Origin of the sequence: Sulfitobacter sp. 1A13496, assembly GCF_043557225.1 — a bacterium.
GTDB lineage: Bacteria > Pseudomonadota > Alphaproteobacteria > Rhodobacterales > Rhodobacteraceae > Sulfitobacter > Sulfitobacter faviae.
On the sequence record NZ_JBIFFP010000009.1, the window covers coordinates 17,240 to 39,458 of the forward strand.

General features: G+C 59.0%; 23 protein-coding genes and 2 pseudogenes. 13 read left to right on the forward strand and 12 right to left on the reverse strand.

What is annotated here, in order from left to right:
- Positions 1-230: 230 nt before the first annotated feature.
- From ccmI to ACGYLX_RS16655, 4 genes are read right to left on the reverse strand one after another with little or no spacing between them, the layout of a single operon-like run.
- On the reverse strand, positions 231-1,388 hold the full coding sequence (gene ccmI / locus ACGYLX_RS16640; protein WP_043847209.1) for a c-type cytochrome biogenesis protein CcmI: 1,158 nt from the start codon (positions 1,386-1,388) through the stop codon (positions 231-233).
- Positions 1,385-1,855, reverse strand: coding sequence for a cytochrome c-type biogenesis protein (locus tag ACGYLX_RS16645; RefSeq protein WP_009824475.1), 471 nt, complete (start codon positions 1,853-1,855; stop codon positions 1,385-1,387). The genes ccmI and ACGYLX_RS16645 overlap by 4 nt, the downstream gene beginning before the upstream one ends.
- The gene (locus tag ACGYLX_RS16650; RefSeq protein WP_009824474.1) at positions 1,852-2,418 is read right to left on the reverse strand and encodes a DsbE family thiol:disulfide interchange protein; all 567 of its coding nucleotides are present in this window, start codon (positions 2,416-2,418) and stop codon (positions 1,852-1,854) included. Before ACGYLX_RS16650 ends, ACGYLX_RS16645 begins: the two co-directional genes overlap by 4 nt.
- A 2-nt stretch (positions 2,419-2,420) precedes the next feature.
- The gene (locus ACGYLX_RS16655; RefSeq protein ID WP_043847210.1) at positions 2,421-4,421 is read right to left on the reverse strand and encodes a heme lyase CcmF/NrfE family subunit; all 2,001 of its coding nucleotides are present in this window, start codon (positions 4,419-4,421) and stop codon (positions 2,421-2,423) included.
- Between the two features lie 196 nt (positions 4,422-4,617).
- Between ACGYLX_RS16655 and ACGYLX_RS16660 the strand changes: the two genes are divergently transcribed.
- The 8 genes from ACGYLX_RS16660 to ACGYLX_RS16695 all read left to right on the forward strand — a co-directional run bounded on the left by ACGYLX_RS16660 (position 4,618) and on the right by ACGYLX_RS16695 (position 12,062).
- Positions 4,618-5,163 (forward strand): calcium-binding protein, encoded by a 546-nt coding sequence (locus ACGYLX_RS16660; RefSeq protein ID WP_043847211.1) that lies wholly within the window; start codon positions 4,618-4,620, stop codon positions 5,161-5,163.
- A gap of 39 nt (positions 5,164-5,202) precedes the next feature.
- Positions 5,203-5,670, forward strand: coding sequence for a rhodanese-like domain-containing protein (locus tag ACGYLX_RS16665; protein ID WP_043847215.1), 468 nt, complete (start codon positions 5,203-5,205; stop codon positions 5,668-5,670).
- Position 5,671: 1 nt separating this feature from the next.
- Positions 5,672-7,123, forward strand: a complete 1,452-nt coding sequence (locus ACGYLX_RS16670; protein ID WP_043847217.1) for a multicopper oxidase family protein — start codon at positions 5,672-5,674, stop codon at positions 7,121-7,123.
- A 70-nt stretch (positions 7,124-7,193) separates the two neighbouring features.
- Positions 7,194-7,337, forward strand: a complete 144-nt coding sequence (locus ACGYLX_RS16675) for a hypothetical protein (RefSeq protein ID WP_009824469.1) — start codon at positions 7,194-7,196, stop codon at positions 7,335-7,337.
- Positions 7,327-8,001, forward strand: a complete 675-nt coding sequence (locus ACGYLX_RS16680; protein WP_043847219.1) for a TVP38/TMEM64 family protein — start codon at positions 7,327-7,329, stop codon at positions 7,999-8,001. The genes ACGYLX_RS16675 and ACGYLX_RS16680 overlap by 11 nt, the downstream gene beginning before the upstream one ends.
- Positions 8,002-8,088: 87 nt before the next feature.
- On the forward strand, positions 8,089-8,646 hold the full coding sequence (petA, locus tag ACGYLX_RS16685) for a ubiquinol-cytochrome c reductase iron-sulfur subunit (protein ID WP_394450887.1): 558 nt from the start codon (positions 8,089-8,091) through the stop codon (positions 8,644-8,646).
- Between the two features lie 121 nt (positions 8,647-8,767).
- A complete protein-coding gene (locus ACGYLX_RS16690; protein WP_394450889.1) occupies positions 8,768-11,113 on the forward strand; it encodes a heavy metal translocating P-type ATPase in 2,346 nt (781 codons plus the stop codon).
- An 85-nt stretch (positions 11,114-11,198) separates the two neighbouring features.
- Entirely contained in the window at positions 11,199-12,062 is an 864-nt protein-coding gene (locus ACGYLX_RS16695; protein ID WP_227512169.1) for a cation diffusion facilitator family transporter, read from the forward strand.
- A 117-nt stretch (positions 12,063-12,179) separates the two neighbouring features.
- Here the strand turns inward: ACGYLX_RS16695 and ACGYLX_RS16700 are convergent, their stop codons facing one another.
- A complete protein-coding gene (locus tag ACGYLX_RS16700) occupies positions 12,180-12,821 on the reverse strand; it encodes a Crp/Fnr family transcriptional regulator (protein WP_108895363.1) in 642 nt (213 codons plus the stop codon).
- A gap of 137 nt (positions 12,822-12,958) precedes the next feature.
- Between ACGYLX_RS16700 and ACGYLX_RS16705 the strand changes: the two genes are divergently transcribed.
- Positions 12,959-13,342: a hypothetical protein gene (locus ACGYLX_RS16705; RefSeq protein WP_009824461.1), complete on the forward strand. Its 384-nt coding sequence runs from the start codon at positions 12,959-12,961 to the stop codon at positions 13,340-13,342.
- A 69-nt stretch (positions 13,343-13,411) separates the two neighbouring features.
- Here the strand turns inward: ACGYLX_RS16705 and lgt are convergent, their stop codons facing one another.
- The gene (gene lgt / locus ACGYLX_RS16710) at positions 13,412-14,341 is read right to left on the reverse strand and encodes a prolipoprotein diacylglyceryl transferase (protein WP_050672452.1); all 930 of its coding nucleotides are present in this window, start codon (positions 14,339-14,341) and stop codon (positions 13,412-13,414) included.
- Positions 14,342-14,698: 357 nt separating this feature from the next.
- Between lgt and ACGYLX_RS16715 the strand changes: the two genes are divergently transcribed.
- From ACGYLX_RS16715 to ACGYLX_RS16730, 4 genes and pseudogenes are all read left to right on the forward strand, one after another.
- Positions 14,699-15,466 (forward strand): DUF3047 domain-containing protein, encoded by a 768-nt coding sequence (locus ACGYLX_RS16715; RefSeq protein ID WP_231886351.1) that lies wholly within the window; start codon positions 14,699-14,701, stop codon positions 15,464-15,466.
- A 255-nt stretch (positions 15,467-15,721) separates the two neighbouring features.
- Positions 15,722-15,847, forward strand: a pseudogene (locus tag ACGYLX_RS16720) (multicopper oxidase domain-containing protein); the annotation flags it as partial.
- Between the two features lie 52 nt (positions 15,848-15,899).
- The gene (locus ACGYLX_RS16725) at positions 15,900-16,013 is read left to right on the forward strand and encodes a multicopper oxidase domain-containing protein (protein ID WP_233152357.1); all 114 of its coding nucleotides are present in this window, start codon (positions 15,900-15,902) and stop codon (positions 16,011-16,013) included.
- 26 nt (positions 16,014-16,039) lie between these two features.
- Positions 16,040-17,188 carry a multicopper oxidase domain-containing protein gene (locus ACGYLX_RS16730; protein ID WP_346348277.1) on the forward strand — a complete coding sequence of 383 codons (1,149 nt, stop codon included), beginning with the start codon at positions 16,040-16,042 and terminating at the stop codon, positions 17,186-17,188.
- 151 nt (positions 17,189-17,339) lie between these two features.
- On the opposite strand, the pseudogene ACGYLX_RS16735 reads toward ACGYLX_RS16730, so the two are convergent.
- The 6 genes and pseudogenes from ACGYLX_RS16735 to ACGYLX_RS16760 all read right to left on the reverse strand — a co-directional run bounded on the left by ACGYLX_RS16735 (position 17,340) and on the right by ACGYLX_RS16760 (position 22,198).
- Positions 17,340-18,296: pseudogene (locus tag ACGYLX_RS16735) on the reverse strand (cation diffusion facilitator family transporter).
- Positions 18,286-19,041, reverse strand: a complete 756-nt coding sequence (locus ACGYLX_RS16740; protein ID WP_100161091.1) for a transglutaminase family protein — start codon at positions 19,039-19,041, stop codon at positions 18,286-18,288. Before ACGYLX_RS16740 ends, ACGYLX_RS16735 begins: the two are co-directional and overlap by 11 nt.
- A 51-nt stretch (positions 19,042-19,092) precedes the next feature.
- The gene (gene tnpC, locus ACGYLX_RS16745) at positions 19,093-20,643 is read right to left on the reverse strand and encodes an IS66 family transposase (protein ID WP_271690355.1); all 1,551 of its coding nucleotides are present in this window, start codon (positions 20,641-20,643) and stop codon (positions 19,093-19,095) included.
- 54 nt (positions 20,644-20,697) lie between these two features.
- Positions 20,698-21,051 (reverse strand): IS66 family insertion sequence element accessory protein TnpB, encoded by a 354-nt coding sequence (gene tnpB, locus ACGYLX_RS16750; protein WP_271690354.1) that lies wholly within the window; start codon positions 21,049-21,051, stop codon positions 20,698-20,700.
- Positions 21,052-21,118: 67 nt separating this feature from the next.
- Entirely contained in the window at positions 21,119-21,454 is a 336-nt protein-coding gene (locus tag ACGYLX_RS16755) for a transposase (RefSeq protein ID WP_276154111.1), read from the reverse strand.
- Positions 21,455-21,619: 165 nt separating this feature from the next.
- Positions 21,620-22,198: a cation transporter gene (locus ACGYLX_RS16760; RefSeq protein WP_271690428.1), complete on the reverse strand. Its 579-nt coding sequence runs from the start codon at positions 22,196-22,198 to the stop codon at positions 21,620-21,622.
- Positions 22,199-22,219: the final 21 nt, after the last annotated feature.

The window sequence follows — 22,219 nt, forward strand, 5'->3', positions numbered from 1 at the left end:
GTTGTGCCCAGTCGGCCTCGGGCAAGCTTTGCCCACTTGAGCCCCCTTCCGTGACACGGGATGCGGCACACGACGTCATGCTTCCCGTAGGATGTCGCTTGGTCGGTCAGTCTGAAGGTACTACCCACGAAATAGTCTGTGACGACGGCCGGACCGGATGGGCTTTCGATTAAGCGCCAAACCTTGATCCTGCCTCACATTCACCTGCACAGCGACGGTCGCCCACGCCACTACGGGCGCAACCGTTCCAACGCGCTTTGCACGGCTTGACGGCGCGGGTCATCTCCCGGCACCTCCGACAACAGGATTTCAGCGTGTTCAAACGCCGCGATTGCCGGCGCGGTATCACCCAGAACCGAATAGGCATTGCCAAGCCGCATCCATCCATCAAGATCGTCAGGCTCATCTTCCAGCCGCGTGGCCAGCCGTTCGACCATCGAGCGGATGAAATCCTGTCGTTCCTCCACACTCATGTCCTGCGCGTTTTCGATGTCTTCCTGTGTCGGGCCGGACGCACTGGTCTTCGGGGCATAGTCGGCCAGCGAGATCGGAGCCTTGCCGATCTTCGCGCCAATCCGGTTGGCTTCGCCAACAAAGCTTTCCATCCACGGGAAAAACCTATCCGCATCGTCCAGCCGGGCCACCAGCGTTTCGTGAGCCCGAGCCTCATCGCCCTTCTGCTCGAGCGAGACTGCCTTGAAAAAGGCAGCACCGGGATTGGAAGGATCCAGTTCGTACGCCCGATCAATCGCGGTGTCCGCTTCAGGTGTCACCACACCTTGCTCTGCGTAGATCAGAACCTCGGCCAACATGGAGAAGACGGCGGAATCGGCCTCCGGTCGTTGTGCGACAACTCTATATGCATCGGCTGCATCCGCATACCGGCCCATTTTCGAATAGGTTTGCCCCAGCAGCATCCAGCCTTCCGAAGGCCCGCCTTCGGGGTCTGAACTGAGCCGGACGTACAGACGATCTGTCAATTCGGCGATTTCCGCCGCTTCCTGCCGTTCAGTGGCACGTTCGGCAAAGGCGACACCTGGGATCTCTGGCGAGCCCATTGCGGAGTAATATCCAAAAGCGAAGACCGGCACGAACACTGCGCTCAGAACGACCATCAAGCGGCCCCCTGCCGCCGGTTTCCCATCTGACAGAACGGACCGGCGCGACTGCACGAGGATCCGTCTCTTGATCTCCTGCTCCGCCGCCGTGGCCTCGGTGTCGGAAATGACACCGCGCTCAAGATCCCGCCGAACCTCATCCAACTGATCCATGAGGACCGCATCCGTGGCGTCAGCCGGGACGGGTGTCCGCGACGACCGATGGCGCAGCGGCAGGCCCATGAAAAGCAGACCTACAACGGATAACAGGGCGAAAACCAACCAGATCATGAACCGTCCTTTGAAGCGTTCTCTTCAATGAAACGCGCAATTTCCGCTTTTTCGTCATCGGAAAATCCCGTTGCGGCAGCCCTGCGCCGGCTTCTCGAAATGACGGTCCAGCCGACAAGCAGCGAAACAAGCGCAAACACGAAGGGCGCCATCCAGAGCGCGAGAGTGGCGCGATTCAGGGGCGGGCGCATCAGGACATAATCGCCATACCGGGCGTGGATGTACGCGATGACCTCCTTGTCGCTGTCACCGGCAACAAGCCTTTCGCGCACCAGTATGCGCAGGTCCCGCGCAACCCCGGCGTTGGAGCTGTCGATGTCCTGATTCTGGCAGACAACGCAGCGCAGTTCCCGTGATATTTCACGGGCGCGTTGCTCCAGTACAGGATCCTGCAACATCTCGTCTGGCTCGACCGCCAAGGCCGTCACCGGAAGCAGCAGGAGGAAAGCAAATGCGATATACCTCATCCGTTCTGGCCCCTTGCTAACGCGCCAGCCTGGATCAATGCTTCCCTGAATGTGGAAATCGCCGTTTCGCCCACGACGGGGCCGACATATCTGAACAACACCGTCCCGTCAGAGCCGACAATGAATGTTTCAGGTACGCCCGAAAGGCCCCATTCAATCCCCACTCTGCCGCTCAGATCAGACCCGATCCTTTCGTAGGGATTGCCAAGCTCAGCAAGCCATTTAGTCGCATCCTCCGGCTTGTCCTTGTAATTGATCCCGAACAACGTCAGCCCGTCCTTTTCGACCATCTGGGTCAGAACCCCGTGTTCGGCCCGGCAGGGCACGCACCACGAGGCAAACACGTTCACGATGACCGGTCGCGGGTTCCCGACCAGATCGGCGCGGGAAAGCCCTGGCGTCTCCAACCCGTCGACAGCGGCCAGATCGAATTCGGGTGCCGGCTGCGAGATCAGAACCGAAGGAATGTTGTTCGGGTCCCGGTCCGGGTTCAAGCCCCACAGAAAAAACCCCCCGAAAATGGCCGCGATTGCCAGCGGAATGAATGCCAGTATACGTCCCATGCCTACTCCGCAGGAAGTGCTGCGGGCGCTGTCGCCTTGCGACGGGGTGCCCCGACGCGCAACCGCCGGTCAGACAGCGAAAGACCCCCACCAAGCACAAGCATCGCCGATCCGATCCAGATAAAGTTGACCAGAGGTTCATACAGGATGCGCAGGGTCCAAGCCCCTTGCGTGCTCTCGTCCTCGGCGGCCGGATTTGCGATGGACGCATAGAGATCACCGGCCATTGTCGATCTGATGGCGCTCTCTGTGGTGGTGGTTTGCGCGACCGGATAGGTACGCCGCTCCGGGAAGAGATCGGTGACATAGTTCCCCTCCCGGGCCACACGAAGCGTGCCACGATCCGCGAAGTAATTTGGCCCACGCACACGTTCGGCCCCCTCAAAGGTGACATCGAACCCACCAATGCTGACCTCTGTACCGGGCCGGACAAAGATGATTTCCTCGGATTTCCAGACCGTCGAGCCGATAAATCCGAACATCGCCATCGCGAGCCCCGCATGAGCCAGTGTCATCCCATGAGAGGATCTGGGCAGGTTGCGTGCACGGCGCACCGATTCCGGGAACGGTGCCTCAAACAGCTTTATGCGCATCGCCCATTCCCGCAGGGTTGAGAAAAACAGCCAGAATGCAAGCATCAGCGACAGATACCCCAACACCGGACCGCCCTCGGCGAGATACCAGGTCACCAATGTCGCGAGCACGGCCAGAACGACCACGAAACGCAACCGCTGCAGAACGCCCGCCAGATCGGCACGTTTCCAGGACAGGTAAGGCCCCAGCCCCATCGCAAAGACGAGCGGCAGCATCACGGGAATAAAGGACGCATTGAAGAAGGGCGGCCCCACCGACAGTTTTTCACCGCCCGTCGCGGCTTCGTAGAAGAGCGGGTACAAGGTGCCGAACAGCACAATGCCGGTGGCCGTGGCCAGCAGCAGGTTGTTCACCAATAGCCCCGCTTCCCGGCTGATCGGCTTAAACAGGCCGCCGGGCTCCATTGTCGGCGCGCGCCAGGCAAACAGAGCAAGGGAACCGCCGATCGAAACGGCCAGCAATCCAAGGATATAAAGTCCCCTTTCCGGGTCGACCGCGAATGCATGCACAGAGGTCAGCAGGCCCGATCGGACAATGAACGTGCCCAAGAGCGATAGGGAAAAAGTCAGGATCGCCAGAAGGATTGTCCAGCTTTTGAACGCATCCCGTTTCTCCGTCACGATTGCGGAATGCAGCAGTGCCGTGCCCATCAGCCATGGCATGAAACTGACGTTCTCAACGGGATCCCAGAACCACCAGCCGCCCCAGCCAAGCTCATAATAGGCCCACCAGGATCCCAGCGCGATGCCTGCGGTCAGGCTCATCCAGGCAGCCAGCGTCCACGGACGTACCCACCGTGCCCAGGCCGCGTCCACCCGCCCTTCGATCAGGGCGGCAACCGCGAACGAAAAGACAATCGAGAACCCGACATACCCGAAGTAGAGAAGCGGCGGGTGCATGGCGAGACCGACATCCTGCAATAATGGGTTGAGGTCCTGACCGTCGTCTGCCGGAGGGAAAACGCGGTCGAAGGGATTGGACGTCAGCAGCATGAAAGTCAGGAAACCGACACTGATCCAGGCCTGCACCGACAGCGTTCTTGCCTTCAGCGACAGAGGAATGTTCGATCCGAAGAGGGCGACCGCCGCACCAAACACCGTCAGGATAAGGGTCCACAGCAACAGGGATCCTTCGTGACTGCCCCAGGTGCCTGCCACCTTGAACAGCATCGGTTTGAGTGAATTGGAATTCTCCACCACGTTCTTGACCGTGAAGTCGCTTGTGACGAAGGCTTGCATCAGCGCCAGAAACGCGATGCCGACAAAGAAAACCTGACCGAACGAGGACCATCTGGCAGACTGCATCCACAGGATGTTTCCGCGCCCCGCACCGAGGATGGGCAGCACACTTTGAACAAGCGCCATGGCCAAGGCCAGTGCCAGCGCGAAATGACCGATTTCAGGTGTCAAAGGATCATCAGCCTCTTCAATGAATTCACTGGATCGACGTCTGTCTAGCAAATCGTCCGGCGAACTGTGAGTGGTTGCTTTGTCACCGTTTGTAACAGGATGCTGTGACAAATGATTACAAAACGGCCCGCGCTTGGCCTTTAATCAAAGCGCTATAACGCCAATGTATCTAGGGTAAGTCTGAAAGGAATGAGAGATGAAAAAACAAGAAATTATTGCGCTTGGCGTGGTGATCGCGGTTGGCATGGCGCAAACAGCATTTGCGGAATCCGACGGGGCTGCCGACAGCAAGCCTGACAGCGGGAATATGTCCGGCATGGCGATGGGCGATGGCGACAATCAGATGGGCATGATGGGCGGGGACATGATGCCGATGATGCGAAAAATGATGAAGATGCATGCCGCTATGATGGGTGGCCAGGGCAACATGATGGGAATGATGGATCGGGACATGATGTCGACAATGATGTCCGGTGGACAGCCTCATGAAATGGCCGCGCAGATGTCCGAAAAAATGCGGGAGTTCGATGCGAATTCCGATGGAGCGTTGACACTTGACGAGTTCGAAGCCTTGCATATGGACGCAATGCGCGCGCGCATGGTAGATCGCTTTCAGCATCTCGATGCGGACGGTAACGGCCAGATCTCTCAGGACGAGATGGAAGATGCCGGTACACGGATGAGCAAAATGAACGGTACTTCCACCGGAACGGACATGGAAGGTCATCATGACAGCGAATAAGGGTCAAGCCTGCGGCACTCAGCTTGATGGGGGCAAATTATGGCCTTCTTTCTGACGCGCCGCGGCGCAAGCCTTGCGATGTTGGCCAGTTCCGTTGCACCTTTCTCGGCTGTCGCCCAGACCGCCGAGGTCTGGTCGGCGGACATGGCAGCAGATGCGCTGCAACAGGACCTGATCCGGATGATCGACGTTCGGTCGCGACCGGAATGGACCGACACCGGCGTTGCCGACGGTACCTGGCCCATCAGCCTGCATGAGGACCGTTTCGCCGAGCGGCTTTTTGCCGCCCGGGAACGGGCCGAAGGGCGGCCTGTCGCGCTCATCTGTGCGACAGGCGGGCGGTCTGGCCGCGTCATGCGAAGTCTTCGGCAGGCTGGCTACAGCGGCTTTCTTGACGTATCCGAAGGCATGCTCGGTTCTGCCGCCGGACCGGGCTGGATCGCGGGCGGTTATCCGGTCGTCAGTGTCGATATGGCTCTGGCGGCGCTGCCAGAGGAATTGAGTTGAAGTGAAACTGTTGAACCGTCGAGAACTGTTGGGCCATGCCGCAGGCTTTGGGGCTGCATTTGCCCTGCCATCGGCTGCATTCGCGGCATCGGACAAGAGGCTCGCGTATCCTCCCCTTCTCGATGCGACGACATCCCGGCTTTTTCAGCTGGAAGCCCGCACGGGCGAGACCCGTTTTGACGACGGTGCCGCCAGCGAAACGTTCGGCTACAACCAGGGATACCTTGGCCCGACGATCCGGGTGCAGGCCGGGGTCGAGACACGGGCAGAGGTGCACAACACGCTTGGCGAGCCGATGTCGGCGCATTGGCACGGGTTGGTTGTTGCCGGTGAGTTCGATGGCGGACCACATCAGGCCATCGCACCGGGAGACACCTGGAAGCCGGTGCTGGACCTTGACCAGCCCCCGGCAACGGCCTGGTATCACAGCCACATTCACGGCGCGACGGCACGGCAGGTCATGCTGGGGCTGGCGGGTGTTCTGCAGGTGACGGATGACGCGGATGACGCCCGTGGATTGCCATCCGCCTACGGGGTCGATGATCTGACCCTTGTATTGCAGGACCGTCAGTTCAACTGGCGCGGACGCCTGAAATACGATCCCGGCATGCACCAGTCCATGAACGGGTTTCAGGGCGACACAATGGTTGTGAACGGTCAAATCGGCGCGTCGGCAGCGGTTCCGAAGGGGATCGTGCGGTGCCGTGTCGTCAACGGCTCGAATGCGCGGGTTTACCGCCTGTCCATGTCTGACAGCCGGTCGCTTCATCTCATCGCGACAGATGCCGGATTTCTGGATCGACCGATTGCGCTGAACCGCCTGACCCTTGCACCAGGAGAGCGCGCAGAAGTGCTTGTGGATTTCACAAGCGGGCGGGACAGTGTTTTGAAGTCCGACGATATCATTAATTCGGCCATGGGCGGAATGATGGGCGGCGGCGGTTCCGGCAGTCCATTCACCGTGCTGCCTTTCGCTGTCGACACAACCCTTCCGGTTCGCATCGACGCCCTGCCCGGCTCTCTGGACGGGCAGTTGCCTGATCTTGCGGTCAAGGACGCGCCAGTCCGACGTCTGTCACTGGATATGTCGATGGGCATGGGGATGATGTTCTCGCGGTCCGGTAACCGATTTTCGATCAACGGCGCGTCATACGATTCGGGAACGCTCAATTTTTCCACCAAACTCAACAGCATCGAGCGTTGGATTGTGCGTGGGGCCATGATGATGCACCCGTTCCATGTTCACGGCGTCCGGTTTCAGGTCCTGTCGGAAAACGGTACGGCACCGCGTGCAGAGAACAGGGGTTGGAAGGATACGGTACTGGTGGATGGTGAAGTGGAGCTTGCGATGAAATTCGAAAAACCTGCCTCAGCGGCTGCGCCCTACATGTATCACTGCCACATTCTGGAACACGAAGACGGCGGCATGATGGGGCAATTCAGTGTTGCTTAGCGCAGAAATCCCTTTACCCTCCGCTGACAGGAACCTTTAGGGGAATCCTATTCCTCGATAGAGGTTTGAGATGAAAACCGAATTGCACATCAAGCGGCTGACCCTCGCCGGCGGGCTGTTGATCGTCATCTCTGCGCCTATGCATTTCATCTTGCCCGAGCAAAGGCCAATTGTCTTCGCAGCTCTCTTTCTTTTGGTGCTCCATGCCGCTTAGCAAACCGCGCCTGCATCGGGTTGGGCTATGGTTGGTGGTTGCGCTTGGCGTACTTTTGATAGCCATATGGGCAATGGGATATGGCCCGGCGATAGCCCGCGAGACTATCGAGGTCTGGATAGAGCGGGCCGGCGCTTTGGGACCGTTGCTCATCATCGTGCTCATGATGGTTTCGATCGTGGCAAGCCCCATTCCAAGTGCACCGGTCGCACTGGTGGCAGGCGCGGCGTATGGTCATGTTGCCGGAGCTGTCTATGTCGCCATCGGGTCGGAACTGGGTGCACTCGTGGCATTCATCATCGCCCGCTATATCGGGCGCGACCACGTTGAGCGCTGGCTTGGGGATAAGGCCGGTTTCGGGTTATTGGGCTCTCAAAATCTGTTGATGTTGACGGTGTTCGCGTCTCGCCTCTTGCCCTTCATCTCGTTTGACGCAATGAGCTACGCTGCCGGTCTCAGCCGCCTGCGCCTTTGGCGGTTCCTGATCGCAACTCTGGCAGGCATTCTTCCAGCCAGTTTCCTGCTCGCGCATTTCGGAGCAGAGGCCATGTCGGGAGATTTCGGCACTGCTGAGTGGATCATCATCGGTCTTGGATTGATGACTGCCGCACCGTTGCTGGTCGCAGCGCTCTGGCGAACAAATCGGTCAACCAACGCTTCCTAAGTCTGAGTATGTCAGCAAAAATGAAAACCGTGATTGCCTACTTTACCATTGACCTTCCCCCACAGGAAGCTGCGACCGTGAATCGCTATGGATACACAAACACCACAACTCCGCCGGGATTTCCTGTACTACGCCACCGCCGGAACGGGCGCGGTTGCCGTAGGGGCTGCGGTCTGGCCATTGCTCAATCAGATGAACCCATCCGCCGATGTCCGCGCGCTGTCCCAGATCCGCGTCGATATCTCCGGTGTGGAACCCGGAACGCAATTGACTGTCAGTTTTCTCGGCAAGCCGGTGTTCATCCGGCACAGGACCGACGCGGAAATCACGCAGGCCCGTTCGGAAGATGTGCTTTCCCTTCCTGATACCGTCGCCAGAAATCCCAACATATCCGGAGATGACCTGGCCACCGATGCAAACAGGGCAGTGGCGGGAAATGAGAATTTCTTGGTCATGATAGGCGTTTGCACGCATCTGGGATGTGTACCACTTGGTGACGGAGCCGGCGATTTTGGTGGTTGGTTCTGTCCCTGTCATGGCTCCCATTATGATACAGCAGGACGCATTCGAAAGGGTCCGGCACCGGAGAACCTGCATATTCCCACGATGTCCGTTTCGGAAGACATGATACTGACCCTGGGCTGACAGGAGCTTCGCGCATCGCGAAGGCCCATAAAATTCATACGCAGCGTTGTCGGAAGAGTCTTGACCCTCCAGTAACTGGAAGGGTTATGTGTTCAATTGTCTTGAAAACGGGAATTAGAAGATGGCCACGGACCAAGAACATCATCACGACATGACGCGCACCTCGACCGCATCAGACCCAGATACAGCGACCGACCCGGTGTGCGGCATGACCGTCGAGATAGACGAAGACACGCGCAGTGCCGAGTATGATGGAGAGGTCTTTCATTTCTGCTCGGAAAACTGCGAAACCAAGTTTGGCAAAGACCCATTTTACTATGCGTCGGGAAACGCCCAAAAGACACCAGCACATGGCGAGGCCGGTACGCAATGGACCTGCCCGATGCATCCGCAAATCCTGAAGGATGAGCCCGGGTCCTGTCCGATCTGCGGCATGGCGCTTGAACCGATGCTTCCATCGGACGAGCCGTCAGAAGAGTTGTCCGATTTCACAACACGCATGTGGATCAGCGCGGCAGCCGCCGTTCCGCTGGTTATCCTGACGATGGGTGAACTGGTCGGCCTACCTGTGCGGGAATGGATCGGACATCAGACGGCTGTCTACATCGAATTCGTCCTCGCAACCCCGATCATTCTCTGGGCGGCTCTTCCCTTCTTCAAAAGGGGGTGGGAATCGATCAGGAATATATCGCCGAACATGTGGACCCTGATCGCGCTTGGCGTCGGGGCTGCCTATATCTATTCGCTTGCCGCAACATTCCTGCCCGGCATTTTCCCCGAAGCGTATCGAAACGGCCAAAGCGTCGGGACATATTACGAAGCTGCGGTTGTGATCGTTGCGCTGATCTTTGTCGGTCAGGTGCTCGAGTTGCGCGCCCGCGAACGGACGGGTGATGCCATCCGTGCATTGCTCGATCTCGCACCAAAAACGGCGCGGCGGATCCTGCCGGACGGGACGGAATATGACGCACCTCTCGAACACATTGTTGAGGGTGACAGGTTGCGGGTACGCCCCGGCGACAGCATACCCGTCGATGCCGAGGTCCTCGAAGGGCATTCATCTATCGACGAAAGTATGATCACCGGAGAGCCGTTGCCGGTCGAGAAAACACAAGGCGACCGGGTCACAGGCGGCACGATCAACAAGAACGGCACATTGGCGATCCGGGCCACACAGGTCGGTGCGGACACGGTCCTGTCCCAGATCGTGGACATGGTGGCAGGTGCAAAGCGGTCGCGCGCGCCGATTCAGGGTCTGGCGGACCGGGTATCGTCCGTCTTTGTTCCGACGGTTGTCGTCATTGCGATCATATCCTTCGTTGTCTGGCTGTTCTTAGGGCCCGATCCCGCGCTCGCCTTCGCTGTTACTGCAGCCGTATCCGTTCTTATCATTGCTTGCCCCTGTGCCTTGGGCCTTGCGACGCCCATTTCGATCACAACGGCGGCGGGCCGCGGGGCACAGGCTGGCGTTCTGATCAAAGACGCCGAAGCACTGGAACGCATGGCGCGTGTCGATACCGTCATCGTTGACAAGACCGGAACACTCACCGAAGGGCGCCCCAAGCTGACAGACGTGGTGCCCACGGGGGACAAGGCTGAAAATGACCTGCTGACAATGGCTGCGGCCCTCGAACGGGGCTCCGAACATCCGCTGGCCGAAGCAATAGTCGAGGGTGCGCTGGCACGGGGGCTGACGCTTCCGAACGCAACGGAATTCGAAGCCGTGACTGGCAAGGGCGTGAAAGGCATGGTCGATGGCCAGGTCGTGGCACTTGGGAATCCCGCCATGATGGCAGAGATCAACGTTGACGCTTCGATTGCGGAATTTGCTGCGGACGACCTTCGTGAATCTGGAAAGACAGCAATGCTTGTGGCGATAGATGGCACTTTTGCCGGCATTGTCGCTGTTGCCGATCCCATCAAGGAGTCCACGGCAGACGCCATCGATGACCTTCATCGCCTCGGTCTCAGGGTCATAATGGCAACCGGTGACAATCAGAAAACCGCCGAAGCCGTCGCCGCAAAGCTGGGTATTGATGAAGTCCACGCAGGCGTCTTGCCCGAAGACAAGAAGGCATTGGTGGACTCCCTCAGACAAGAAGGGGCCCGGATCGCCATGGCAGGAGACGGCGTGAACGATGCCCCTGCCCTGGCGGCGGCTGATGTGGGCATTGCGATGGGCACCGGTGCCGACGTTGCCGTGGAAAGCGCAGGCATCACCCTTCTGGGTGGTGATCTTGTCGGCATCGTGCGTGCGCGCCGATTGGCAAAGGCAACGGTGCGAAACATCAAGCAGAACCTGTTTTTTGCCTTCGCCTACAATACCGCAGGTGTGCCCATCGCGGCTGGTATTCTCTACCCGTTTTTCGGCCTTCTTCTGTCGCCGATGATCGCCGCCGCCGCGATGAGCCTGTCTTCGGTCTCCGTCATTAGCAATGCACTGCGGCTGCGACGGGTATGGCTTTAGTCGCAAACTAAGGAGATAGATGATGGCAGGCGGACATCAGGGGCATATGCCGTCCGGCGGCAAGGGGCTGGCGATATCAGCCTAGTTGACCGGCATCTATTTTGTGATTGAACTGGCGATTGGCCTATGGACAGGGTCAATCGCGGTCATCTCCGACGCGTTCCATACCTTTTCGGCCGTGGGCGGTGTGCTGGTCGCCATTGTCGCGGCGCGTATGGCGTTGCGTCCGGCGGATGAAGAGCGGAGCTTTGGCTGGGCGCGCGCCGAAATCATCGGCGCCCTTGTGAATGGCGGCTTCTTGCTGGCCATGGCGGTTGTTGTCATCGCGATGGCTGCCATGCGCATGTCTGCGCCAATTGATCTTCCAACGGGTCCGATGCTGATTGCGGCTGCCGGGGGGCTCTTTACGGAGTTCATTTCGCTTGCGCTGATCTGGAAGCAAAGCAAGGAAGATCTGAACACGAAGGGAGCGTTCTGGCATATCATCCAGACCTTTGTTGGCAGTCTGTTGATCATCGTGACCGCCCTCGCAATCGAATTCACCGGGTTTCTGCTGATCGACCCGCTGCTTGGCATGGCGTTCGGGTTTGTCCTGCTATGGGCGAGCTGGGGATTGCTGAAAGAAGCGGCGCATCTTTTGATGGAAGGCACGCCTCCCGAAGTGAGTCTGCCTGAAATCAAACGTACCCTTGAAGAACTGCACGAGGTTTCCGATGTTCACCATATTCATGCCTGGGCGCTGACAAGTGGCAAGCATGTCTTCTCCGCGCATCTGCGTGTCACAGATCAAGAAGAGGTCCTGCAAACCGCCTACGACATGCTGCGTAAGGACTTCGGGTTCTTTTTCGCAACCCTGCAGATCGAAACACGGTGCTTCGACGAAAGCGGCGCTGAGGCAATCGACCTTTCAGCGGCGAGCAGTAAGACAGGGCATAACGGCGATCTTTGAAAACAGGTCATCGTCGCGGGCAGCAATTCTCATTGTTATCGGGCAAGCGAAATACCCGCCAAGCTTTGCTACCGCACCTTTTGTTATCTCGAACCGGGCATGGTCCGGCTGATCCATTCAGGGGCGCAAATGATACGTTCCCCGGGTCGGATTTGCGATCCGGCCATCATTCACAAGCTTTCGCAAGGCCCGATAGGTGGCCTCGTGCGAAAGGTGCAGCGCGCTGGCAAAATCGACAACGGAGCTTTCAAGCAGGCCCGCCACCATACCGGCATAGACCCGTTCTTCTGCGCGGCGGATGCCTACGATCTCAAGCGCCTGACGTTGCGCTTGTATCTGCTGTGCCGCTTGCCGCGCATAGGCGCGTGCAAAATCCGGATCTGCAAAGGCAGACAAGACCGCCGCTTTGTCGATCTGTACAAACGCCCCAGCCTCCGCCACGACCGCATCGCAGTGGTATCTATCCGAAAACACCGATGCTTCGGCAAGGCTCATCCCGGGCTCGGCACGGTAGATGATAAATCGTTCGCCATCCGGGCCGACACGCTCAAGATGAACGCGCCCGCACTTAACAACATAAAGGCCGCAGGTCCGCGCGCCCTGACGAAAGACCGTATCCCCTGCGGCCCTCGTCAGCGGACGCAAGGCGGAGGGCGGTATGAGATTATAGGGTTCAGGCATCATATGATCCAAATCATATTTCAGGGTCCGATCAGGTACTAGGCTGAATCCGAATACACTCAGGAAAGGCTGGTCCATGCGACTGATACCCGTTCTCTTCGCTGTCTTGCTTGCGACACCCGTTACGCCGCAACAAATGCATTCATCCATGGGTCACGCGTCCGACGCCCCAGGAAACCGGCCAGTCCGCCTTCGCCGCATTGGCCGAAATAGTTGTGCTGCTCCAGGCCGATCCCGAAACCGATTGGGGCGCCGTCAATATCGACAAACTGAGGGACCATCTGGTCGATATGGACCTTTTGACACGAAAGGCAGAGGTCACCCGCATTCTGCGGCCCGACGGGGCACGGTTCGAAGTGCGTGGCAGCCCGCGTGTCCTGTCGGCCATCAACACAATGGTTCCCGCCCATGCACCGTTCCTTGCCGGTGAAACAGGCTGGAGTGTTGCGTCAGAAGAAATGGAGGATGGTGTCGCACTGATCGTGGGTGGCGATGGTGAACAAATACAGGGCCTTGGTTTCTTTGGTCTGATGACAATCGGTGTACATCATCAAGAGCACCATCTGATGATTGCGAAAGGACGCAAGCCGCATCATTGAGCACGCGCCCAAGGCTCATATGCGGACCCAGGCCGCAATGGTCACTTCGCCAACACTACGCTCGGATATTCACAAAGAATCTGATGTCGACACCAGATCCGCAGAATTAACCGTCACACGCCTGCGGGACCATACGATCAGGGCCGCGCCAAGGATAATCATCGGCAACGACAGCAGTTGGCCCATTGTCAGCCCATAGCCCGCCCAATGAACCGCATGTCCAATCGGGTTGTCCTGCGTGACGAACTGCATATCAGGCTGCCGGAAGAACTCGACAAGGAACCTTGCGCTTCCGTATCCCGCCAGGAACAGGCCAGTAAGGCTTCCGGGAAAGCGCAGCCAACCGCGTTTCCAGGCCAGAAAGATCAGGACCGAGCCAAGCAGGATACCCTCCAGAAGAGCCTCATAAAGCTGGGACGGATGGCGGCCACACAGGCCCACGACGCCCGCACAGGACTGGGCCGCCTCGCCGGGGAATGCCACCGCCCAGGGCACATCGGTCGGACGGCCCCAAAGCTCGTTATTGGTGAAGTTGGCCAGCCGACCGAGGAAAAGACCCGGTGGTGTTGCAACAGCGAGCAGATCCGCCGTTGATAGAACGGGTGCGCCGTTGCGATAGCAAAAAAGCAAGGTGGCCACGACCACGCCGAAAAAGCCGCCATGAAATGACATACCACCCTGCCAGACCATGAAGATTTCGACGGGGTTCTGAAAATAGTACTGAGGTTGATAGAAAAGCACGAACCCCAGCCTGCCCCCCACGATCACGCCCAGAATGATCCATGTCAGCAGGTCTTCCAGTTGCTTGGGTTGCAGCGGCGGCGCCCCGGCCCCCCAGACTGACGAAGAGCGGACCAATGCGACACAGATGCGCCAGCCGATAAGGAGGCCAACAATATAGGCCAGCGCATACCAACGCAGGGCAAAGCGGAACGATCCGATATCAACGGCAAAAATCTCTGTTCCGATGTCAGGAAATTGGATAATCGAAGTCAGCATTCTTTGTTACCTTTGCCTGTTTCACACAAGGCCACATTTTGTTTCCCGCAACGGACGTTGGCGCGTTCAACCCTGTTGTCCCCAGCCCAAAGCGCTGTGGTGAATGTGCCATCCTTGCGTGCGGGAGTCGGTTCCGTTGAACCAGAGATGACGCACATCGGCACCCGCGTCCATGTGTTCAGGCGCTTGTATCCCATGAGTTTTGTACTTGTTTGTAACGGTTGGAAGCTCCGCCGCCTACTGGATCCGTCCGTCGCGGGAAATCAGCCGATCAAGGTCGCGCTCCATGATCTGAATTCGCTCCCGCGTCCTGCAACGACCATTGCGCAACCACATCTATGATCACGGATATGTTCATTGAAGTTGCGCGCGCCCGGCACAATTCAACGGATCATGACGGCACATAATGGTGATAACCGGGATCAAAGCAGGACCAGCGGCATCGCAAAAGGAGTTCAGATGTTTATACGGTCCCTCGCAGCGACACTTTTCATCGCTTTTGTTGCATTAGCTGCAAACGCCCCGCCCCTCTATGCGCAAGGAAAGACAATTCCATTCGATGGAAGCTGGAAAGAACAGGGCCTCTTGCGGCTCTTTTCGAACGAGTACGGCCTGCAAGGTCGGCGGCTGGACGTGATTTCCGATGGCACGGTTTCGGTTCTCTGGCGTCCGGTCAGCGCAGCCCTTGGCACCGCAAAGGCAGCAATGTGGGAATGGTCCGTCACGCAGGGTGTTAAGGGAACCGACCTCACACGGCGCGGCGGCGATGATCGCAATCTTGCTTTGTACTTCATATTCGTCGATCCGCAGACCGCAAGCACGCTTGGCCGAACAACGGCGCGCAAATTGCTGCGTGATCCCAATACGCGGGCGCTGGTTTATGTCTGGGGTGGCAATCATGCGAAAGGCGCATTGCTGAACAGCCCCTACTCGACGGGTCTCAAATCGAAAATTCTGCAAACGGCACAAACCGGCAACTTCACCGAGAATGTGAACCTGGATCGCGATTTCGTGCGTGCGTTCGGGGACATGCCAAAGGTTCTGGTCGGTCTTGCGGTGACAGCCGACAGCGATGATACCGACGGAAAGATCCTTGCGGCCATTCAGGACCTGCAGATACGTTAGGTGCTCTCCGGTATTCCGCCAAACCTGGGCGCCGATCTGCAATGTATCAATATATCTCGCCGGGACGCCCTTCCGCAACGGTGGGGGATGTGGGTTGCAGGCCCCAGAAACGGAATACACGGAAACCCATGCTTAAGCGTCTTCAGATGATGGTTGCGCTTGGCGCAGCCACGCTCCCCCTGCCCCTGAGTGCGGCTTCGGTGCCTGTCACCCTGACGCCCGGCCTTCACCCGGATCGGGTCGCGGGACATTGCAATGCTTGGATTCAATGGCACCTGTCCCGGCCCCGAAATCAGACAGCGCCAGAACGATATTCTGCGGGCGCGGGTGGAAAACGGGCTGGAGGACGGGACCCTCGTACACTGGCATGGCATTCGGTTGCCCAACGCGATGGACGGCGTAAACGTGCTGACACAGGATGTCATCATCCCGAATGAGGGTTACGAGTACCGGTTTCCGGTTTCCGGTTCCCGATGCCGGAACCTACTGGTATCACTCCCACTACCTTTCCTACGAACAGGTCGCCCGCGGACTGTTCGGCCCCTGATCGTCGAAGAACCTGCCCCGCCAGACGTGGATCAGGACATCACGGCCATCCTCTTCGACATTCGGCTTGATGACACCGGCCAGTTCGACATGGAATTCGACCGCGCTGATTTCATAACAGCAGGTAGGCTGGGGAACTTGATGACCACCTTCCTGTCGTCTGAGCAGGCGCGGCTGGGGGATCACATCCGGTTGCGTCTGATCAATCCGACACCGGATCGCATTTTCGAGATACGTATCGACGGGCTGACGGGCTTTTGTGTGGCCTATGACGGGATGCCGCTGCCCGAGCTGGTTTCGCTGGGCAATCTAAAACTCGCACCGGCGCAGCGCATCGACATCATCGCAGATGTGACGGGTGATGTGATCCTAAGAGAAACCGTGCCTTCGGGTGGCGAGGAACTGGGGGGCATTATGTTGAACGGTCAGCGACAAATCCGGTCTGCGCCGATAGCTCCCCTCCCCGCGAACCTCGTGCCCGCGCCCGGAGAGATCACGCAAACGGCAGATCTCTTCATGCAAGGCGGTGCCGGGGACGGCGCGCACGGCGGGTTCGGGGGCTGGGCCTTCAACGACGTGAGCGGTCTGCCGAACAAACCGCTGATTTCGGCAAGACGTGATGAAGCAGTGCAGGTGCGGATGGTGAACGACACTGCTTTTCCGCACGGTATCCACCTGCATGGCCACCATTTCTGGGAAACCGATCAGAATGGTGCGCGAACCCACCTTCGCGACACGACCCTCGTAGCGCCGGGCGAGACGATGACGATTCAGACAGGCAGTTTGGGAGGGAATGGATCAAGCGACGGATTCGTGCCGAGTGAGATCAGAGGTTCGGCACCCCGGACGGCAGTACCAAAAGGCCTCGTGAGCCGCGCTGACGGCATCTTGGCAAGGAGGCCAGAAGTACCGCTGGAGGCGCAAGGAACAGGACACCCACCTTCACAGGCAGTGCCCTCAGCAAATCCGGTGGGATCGCACCCGCCGCAACGGCCATCCGCGCTTTCGGTGGGTTCCATCTGCGCCATAGCCGTGATTGACATACTGGCCGACGACATATCCGGCGCAGTCACTGCACCGAAGGTCAGCATGAGAATCAAAACAAGGCGAAAAACGCAGGTCATACAGTTACTGCTACAACCTTCCAGCAAGGGGAGGTCAAGTGACATTCTGTAACTTGGACGTGATACCCCTGTAGTGTATCCGCCTCAGACCTTCCCTACTGCCCTTCGCAGCCAGTTGCTCATGCAAAGGTTCATCAGTCCACTTGACGTTGGTCGACGTCAACTTGCCGTCGCAAATGAGGAAATGATATCCTCATGCTCGGTCAGCTTTTTTCGTGAGTATGAGTTTCCTCCCCATCTCTCGAATTACCGTGACCATAGAGATCGGCGTTCTGATGAGCGCGATCCTCGTGCTCGAATTCGAGGCTGGAATGGCTGATGCCGAATTCTCCCTTCAGCCGCTTCTTGATCGCGCTCTTGATCTCTTCAATCTTCGACCACCCCTCGGCTGCCACGACGACATGGCAGTCGAGCGCAGCCTCGTGCTCTTGCATTTGCCAGAGATGGACGTGGTGGACGTCGGCGACGCCTTCGACTTTCCGCATCGCTTCGACGACGGCCTCGTTGTCGATGTCCGGCGGGCTCCCGAGCATCAGGGTTCGGATTGGGCCGCCTATTTCAGTGAAAGACAGATACAGGATGTAGATGGCGATGCCGATGGTGATGGCAGGATCGACCCAACGCATGTCGTAAAGGATGATCAGCGACCCAGCGACGATAACCGCGACCGAAGCAAGCGCGTCCGACAGGTTATGCAGGAAAAGCGCGCGGATGTTCACGCTGCCCTTCTGCATCGAATAGGTCAGCATTGCGGTCAGCGTGTCGACCACAAGCGCAATTCCACCGAGAATGACGACGGTCCAACCCATGACTTCGGGTGGATCAATCATGCGCATGCCACCTTCGTAGATCAGTTAGAAGCCGATCAAAATCAGGGTGGTGTAGTTAACCAGGGCTGCGACGATTTCGACCCGACCATAGCCGAAGGTCATGCGCTCATCGGCTGGGCGGCGCGCGATCTTGCGTGCGGCGAAGGCAATGACAAGCGAAGCCATATCGGAAAAGTTGTGCAGCGCATCGGCGATCAGTGCCAGGCTGCCCGACAATATGCCCCCGACGATTTGCGCAACGGTAAGAAGCCCGTTCGCCCAGATCGCGATGGCAACCCGCCGATCGCCAGAATCCGGATCGATATGCGCGTGCCCGTGGTCATGTAGCATTGGCAGGCTCCTCATGCGCGTGTGTCGCGCGTCGGTCAGTCTTGAGGCGGTCGCTGCGGAAACCACGAACGCGCGCATTCATCCAGTGGCGTATGATATGACGGTAAAGGGCACCACGCAGCCATCCAAAGGATTGCTCATGGGAAAAATAGAAGGCGTCCGGCGTATCAAACACGCCGAAATCCTGCACGATGCCGGTTTTCTGAATGTAGGTATCTTCTCCGTTCCAGGCGACGGGAGGCGCGCCAAGGCAATCCGTGCCCGCGCCATAACCGCAGAGACTGTCCGTGTCCGAGAAAGACGTTTGCAGGACTTTGAGGAAAGCGTCATCCAGGATGAAGCCTTCAAGGTTGATCCAGGCACCTTGAAATTCGATCTCGACCCATGAGTGGAGAATTTCCTGCGGAGCAAGCGGATACACCAGCTCAGGTACAACACCGCGCTGCAAGCCTTTATGGATCGTAAACCCATGCAACCGGCAACGAATGCCGACACCACGCAGCAGCGCCATCAAGAGCGTGCCTTTGGTATTGCACTGCCCGTAGCCGTCGGAAAGCACTTCCGATGCGGGGATGTCGTCAGCTCGATTGTATCCGAACGCGATTTCATTCCGAACGAAATCATAGGCAGCTCCGATCCGATCGTATTCGGATAAGCCGCGCCAGCTGCGGTTCTCAATTAGATGCGCAAGAGGCGCGGCATCAAAATCCAGTAGTTTGGTGGGTACAAGTAGGGGGTCGGTCATATGCAACGGGTCGCTCCTCGAATGTAAGCGCTGTCTGCGCCCCACGCGGGATCAGCTTGACGTGGTGAAGTTCCAGGGCATCAGCTCGTCGATCCTGCTGGCGGGGTGACCGGCGGTGATCGCTTCGAGGGTCGCCTCGAGGTAGGCGAAGGGCTCCACGCCGTTGATCTTCGCGGTGGCGATCAGGGAGGCGATGCGGGCCCAGGTGCGGCCGCCCTCGTCGTGGCCGGCGAAGAGTGCGTTCTTTCTTGTCAGGGCGATCGGGCGGATCAGGTTTTCGACGGCGTTGGAGTCCATCTCGACGCGGCCGTCGTGGAGGAAGGTCTGCAGGCCGCCCCACTGGCGGTGGATGTAGGTCAGTTTCTCGCCGAGGCGCGACTTAACCGAGATACGCAGACGCTGTGCCTGCAGCCAATCACCGAACTCGGCCACGAGGGGCGCGCTGCGGGCCTGACGGGCCGACAGACGTTGGCCCGGGCCCATGCCCCGGATCTCGAGCTCGATGCGGTAGAGCTCAGCGATCCGGCGCAGGCCCTCGGCGGCGATTTCCGAGCCGTCGCGGTCGAAGACCTCCTTCAGCTTGCGCCGCGCATGCGCCCAGCAGTGGGCCACCGTGATCGGCGCGCCGCCCTTGCGGGAGGGGCGCGTCAGTCGATCGTAACCGGTATAGCCATCCAGTTGCAGGATGCCGTCGAAGCCCTGCAGGATCTGCTCGGCATGGGCGCCAGCACGGCTTGGACGATAGGTGAAGACCACGCCGGGCGGGTCATCGCCGCCCCATCCACGATCATCCCGGGCAAGCGCCCAGAGGTAGCCGGTCTTGGTTCGGCCACGGCCCGGATCCAACACCGGGGCGGTCGTCTCGTCCATGAACAACTTGCCGGAGGACTTGAGATGCTCGGTTAGCCTGTCGACCACGGGGCCGAGGTGGAAGGCCGCTGTGCCAGCCCAGTCCGCCAAGGTGCTGCGATCGATCTGGATGCCGGAGCGGGCAAGGATCTGGCTCTGTCTGTAAAACGGCAGGTGGTCCGCGAACTTGGACACCAGGACATGTGCGATGGACCCTTCGGTCGGCAGCCCGCCTTCAATCAGCCGGGGTGCGGCGACAGCCTGAATGACCCCATCCGAGCAGATGCCGCAGGCATACTTCGGCCGAATGTCGACCAGCACCCGAAGCTGCGCGGGCACGATGTCCAGCCGCTCGGTCCGATCCTCGCCGATCCGGTGCATGCGGCCGCACCCACACGGGCACTCAAGGCTCGCCGGTTCGATGACACGTTCGATGCGCGGCAGATCAGCGGGCAGATGGCCGAGATTGCGCTGCCGTCTCCGGCGCGGCGTCGTGGTGGATGGCGCGGCCTGCTCCTTGCGGGCCTCGACCTCCGTGACGGCGGTTTCCAGGTCTTCGAAGGCCAGCTGCCGGTCGTCTTCGCTCAGCTTCTCGGACCGTTTGCCATGCACGACATGGTTCAACTCGGCGACGAGATGCTCGAGGCGCCGGTTTGCGTCCTTCAGCGCACCATTCTCCTGCAGCAGCGCCAGAACGGCGGCGCGCTGGCTCTCGGGGATCGCGGACAGGTCGATGGGCGGGGCGTTGGACATGCGCAGATTATACCGCGCCAAATGCGTCGATGCCCTATCATTCCCTGGGGCGAGTCACTCTGCCACAGCTGGTCTGCGCACCTCCAGCGATCGCACACGGCGCCAGTCCAGGCCGGCAAACAGGGCCTCGAACTGTGCCCGGTTCAGCGTCATGGCCCCATCCCTGATCGCAGGCCAGGTGAAAGTGCTTTCTTCCAGCCGCTTGTAGGCCATCACGAGCCCGCTGCCGTCCCAGAATAGGATCTTCATTCGGTCGGCGCGCTTCGAGCGGAAGACGAAGACCGTTCCGGTAAACGGATCTTCCGCCAGAGTAGACTGGACCAGGGCCGCGAGGCCGTCATGGCTTTTGCGGAAGTCGACCGGCTTCGTCGCCACCAGAATCCGCACACCCTGCGAGGGCATCAGCATGGATGCGCCTCGAGCGCGTGGACGATCTCAGCGACCCGGGCGACGGGCATGTCATGCGCCAGTTCGATCACAACAGCCCCCGAATGATCCTGATCGGGGCCGCCTGCGATGTTACCTCCGGACGCGCTTCCTCCTCGGCGACCTCGCAGACGACGAGCGGCGCAAAGACAGGTTCCTCGACTTCGGCTGCAGGCAGCACCAGCTTGCCCTGTTTGGCCTCTCGTCGCCACGCCGAAAGTTGATTGGGCAGAATGCCAAACCGCTCCGCTACGGCATTTACAGTCGCTCCAGCTTCCAGGGTCATCGAGACGGCCAAGGCCTTTGCTTCATCCGGCCACCGACGATGACCCGACGCGTAGATCTCGACGCCCAGCGATTTGAGAAACGAATTTGTAGCGCACATTGCGAAACGCACTCCCCATCATGAGATGGAGATCACTTCGCAGCCGAAGCCATCAGCAGCAACGTGGGGTCGAGACGACGCTTACCCTCGAATCGTCTTGGAACAAAACTAATTTCTATAGTCACTGTAGCTTCAATCCTTTCTTTCAGAAAGAATCTCCCGCAACTATTTGTCCGTGTGAACCGCTTTGTGGTGTTCGCCGTGTGCGTCGCGCAGAATGTCGATACCTCCCCAGGCCGCGATCTCGGCGACAATCACGCCGACGACGAGGTCCGGCCAGTTGGTTCCTAGCCAGGCGACGAGGCCACCGGCCACGACGATCCCAAGGTTCGCGGCGAAATCGTTGTAACTGAAGGTGTTGGCCGCGCGGATGTTGACGTCCGGATTTTTGAGCTTAGCGAGCAGCCAGACGCAGACCGCGTTGATGGCTGCTGCGATCAGGGCCATGGCGATCATGATCGTCCCGAGCGGATCTGACCCACCGATGTAGCGGCGCCACGCATCGTAGAGGATGCCTGCAGCGAACAGGATCAGCAGCCCGCCGGAAACGTTCGCCGCCCCGCGTTTCCATTTGGCGGATCGGGACAAAGCGAAAAGGCTGATCGCGTAGACGAAGCTGTCGGAGAGGTTATCGAGCCCGTTGGCGATCAGGGCACTTGAGTCGCCGAAGGCGCCTGTTGCGAAAAAGGCCACGGCCAAACCAATATTGAGCGCCAGAACGATCCAAAGCGTCCGTCTCTCCATTGAATCTTGTCTAGCGGCCAT

Coding starts and splice junctions, on each gene's coding strand:
- ACGYLX_RS16645 (WP_009824475.1), bottom strand. CDS start 1,855: ATGAGGTATATCGCATTTGCTTTCCTCCTGCTGCTTCCGGTGACGGCC.
- ACGYLX_RS16755 (WP_276154111.1), bottom strand. CDS start 21,454: ATGTGCGCTACAAATTCGTTTCTCAAATCGCTGGGCGTCGAGATCTAC.
- ACGYLX_RS16740 (WP_100161091.1), bottom strand. CDS start 19,041: ATGACCGACCCCCTACTTGTACCCACCAAACTACTGGATTTTGATGCC.
- ACGYLX_RS16665 (WP_043847215.1), top strand. CDS start 5,203: ATGGCCTTCTTTCTGACGCGCCGCGGCGCAAGCCTTGCGATGTTGGCC.
- ccmI (WP_043847209.1), bottom strand. CDS start 1,388: ATGATCTGGTTGGTTTTCGCCCTGTTATCCGTTGTAGGTCTGCTTTTC.
- ACGYLX_RS16660 (WP_043847211.1), top strand. CDS start 4,618: ATGAAAAAACAAGAAATTATTGCGCTTGGCGTGGTGATCGCGGTTGGC.
- ACGYLX_RS16675 (WP_009824469.1), top strand. CDS start 7,194: ATGAAAACCGAATTGCACATCAAGCGGCTGACCCTCGCCGGCGGGCTG.
- lgt (WP_050672452.1), bottom strand. CDS start 14,341: ATGCTGACTTCGATTATCCAATTTCCTGACATCGGAACAGAGATTTTT.
- tnpC (WP_271690355.1), bottom strand. CDS start 20,643: ATGTCCAACGCCCCGCCCATCGACCTGTCCGCGATCCCCGAGAGCCAG.
- ACGYLX_RS16650 (WP_009824474.1), bottom strand. CDS start 2,418: ATGGGACGTATACTGGCATTCATTCCGCTGGCAATCGCGGCCATTTTC.
- tnpB (WP_271690354.1), bottom strand. CDS start 21,051: ATGCTGATGCCCTCGCAGGGTGTGCGGATTCTGGTGGCGACGAAGCCG.
- ACGYLX_RS16700 (WP_108895363.1), bottom strand. CDS start 12,821: ATGGACCAGCCTTTCCTGAGTGTATTCGGATTCAGCCTAGTACCTGAT.
- petA (WP_394450887.1), top strand. CDS start 8,089: ATGGATACACAAACACCACAACTCCGCCGGGATTTCCTGTACTACGCC.
- ACGYLX_RS16725 (WP_233152357.1), top strand. CDS start 15,900: ATGAGGGTTACGAGTACCGGTTTCCGGTTTCCGGTTCCCGATGCCGGA.
- ACGYLX_RS16690 (WP_394450889.1), top strand. CDS start 8,768: ATGGCCACGGACCAAGAACATCATCACGACATGACGCGCACCTCGACC.
- ACGYLX_RS16760 (WP_271690428.1), bottom strand. CDS start 22,198: ATGGAGAGACGGACGCTTTGGATCGTTCTGGCGCTCAATATTGGTTTG.
- ACGYLX_RS16680 (WP_043847219.1), top strand. CDS start 7,327: ATGCCGCTTAGCAAACCGCGCCTGCATCGGGTTGGGCTATGGTTGGTG.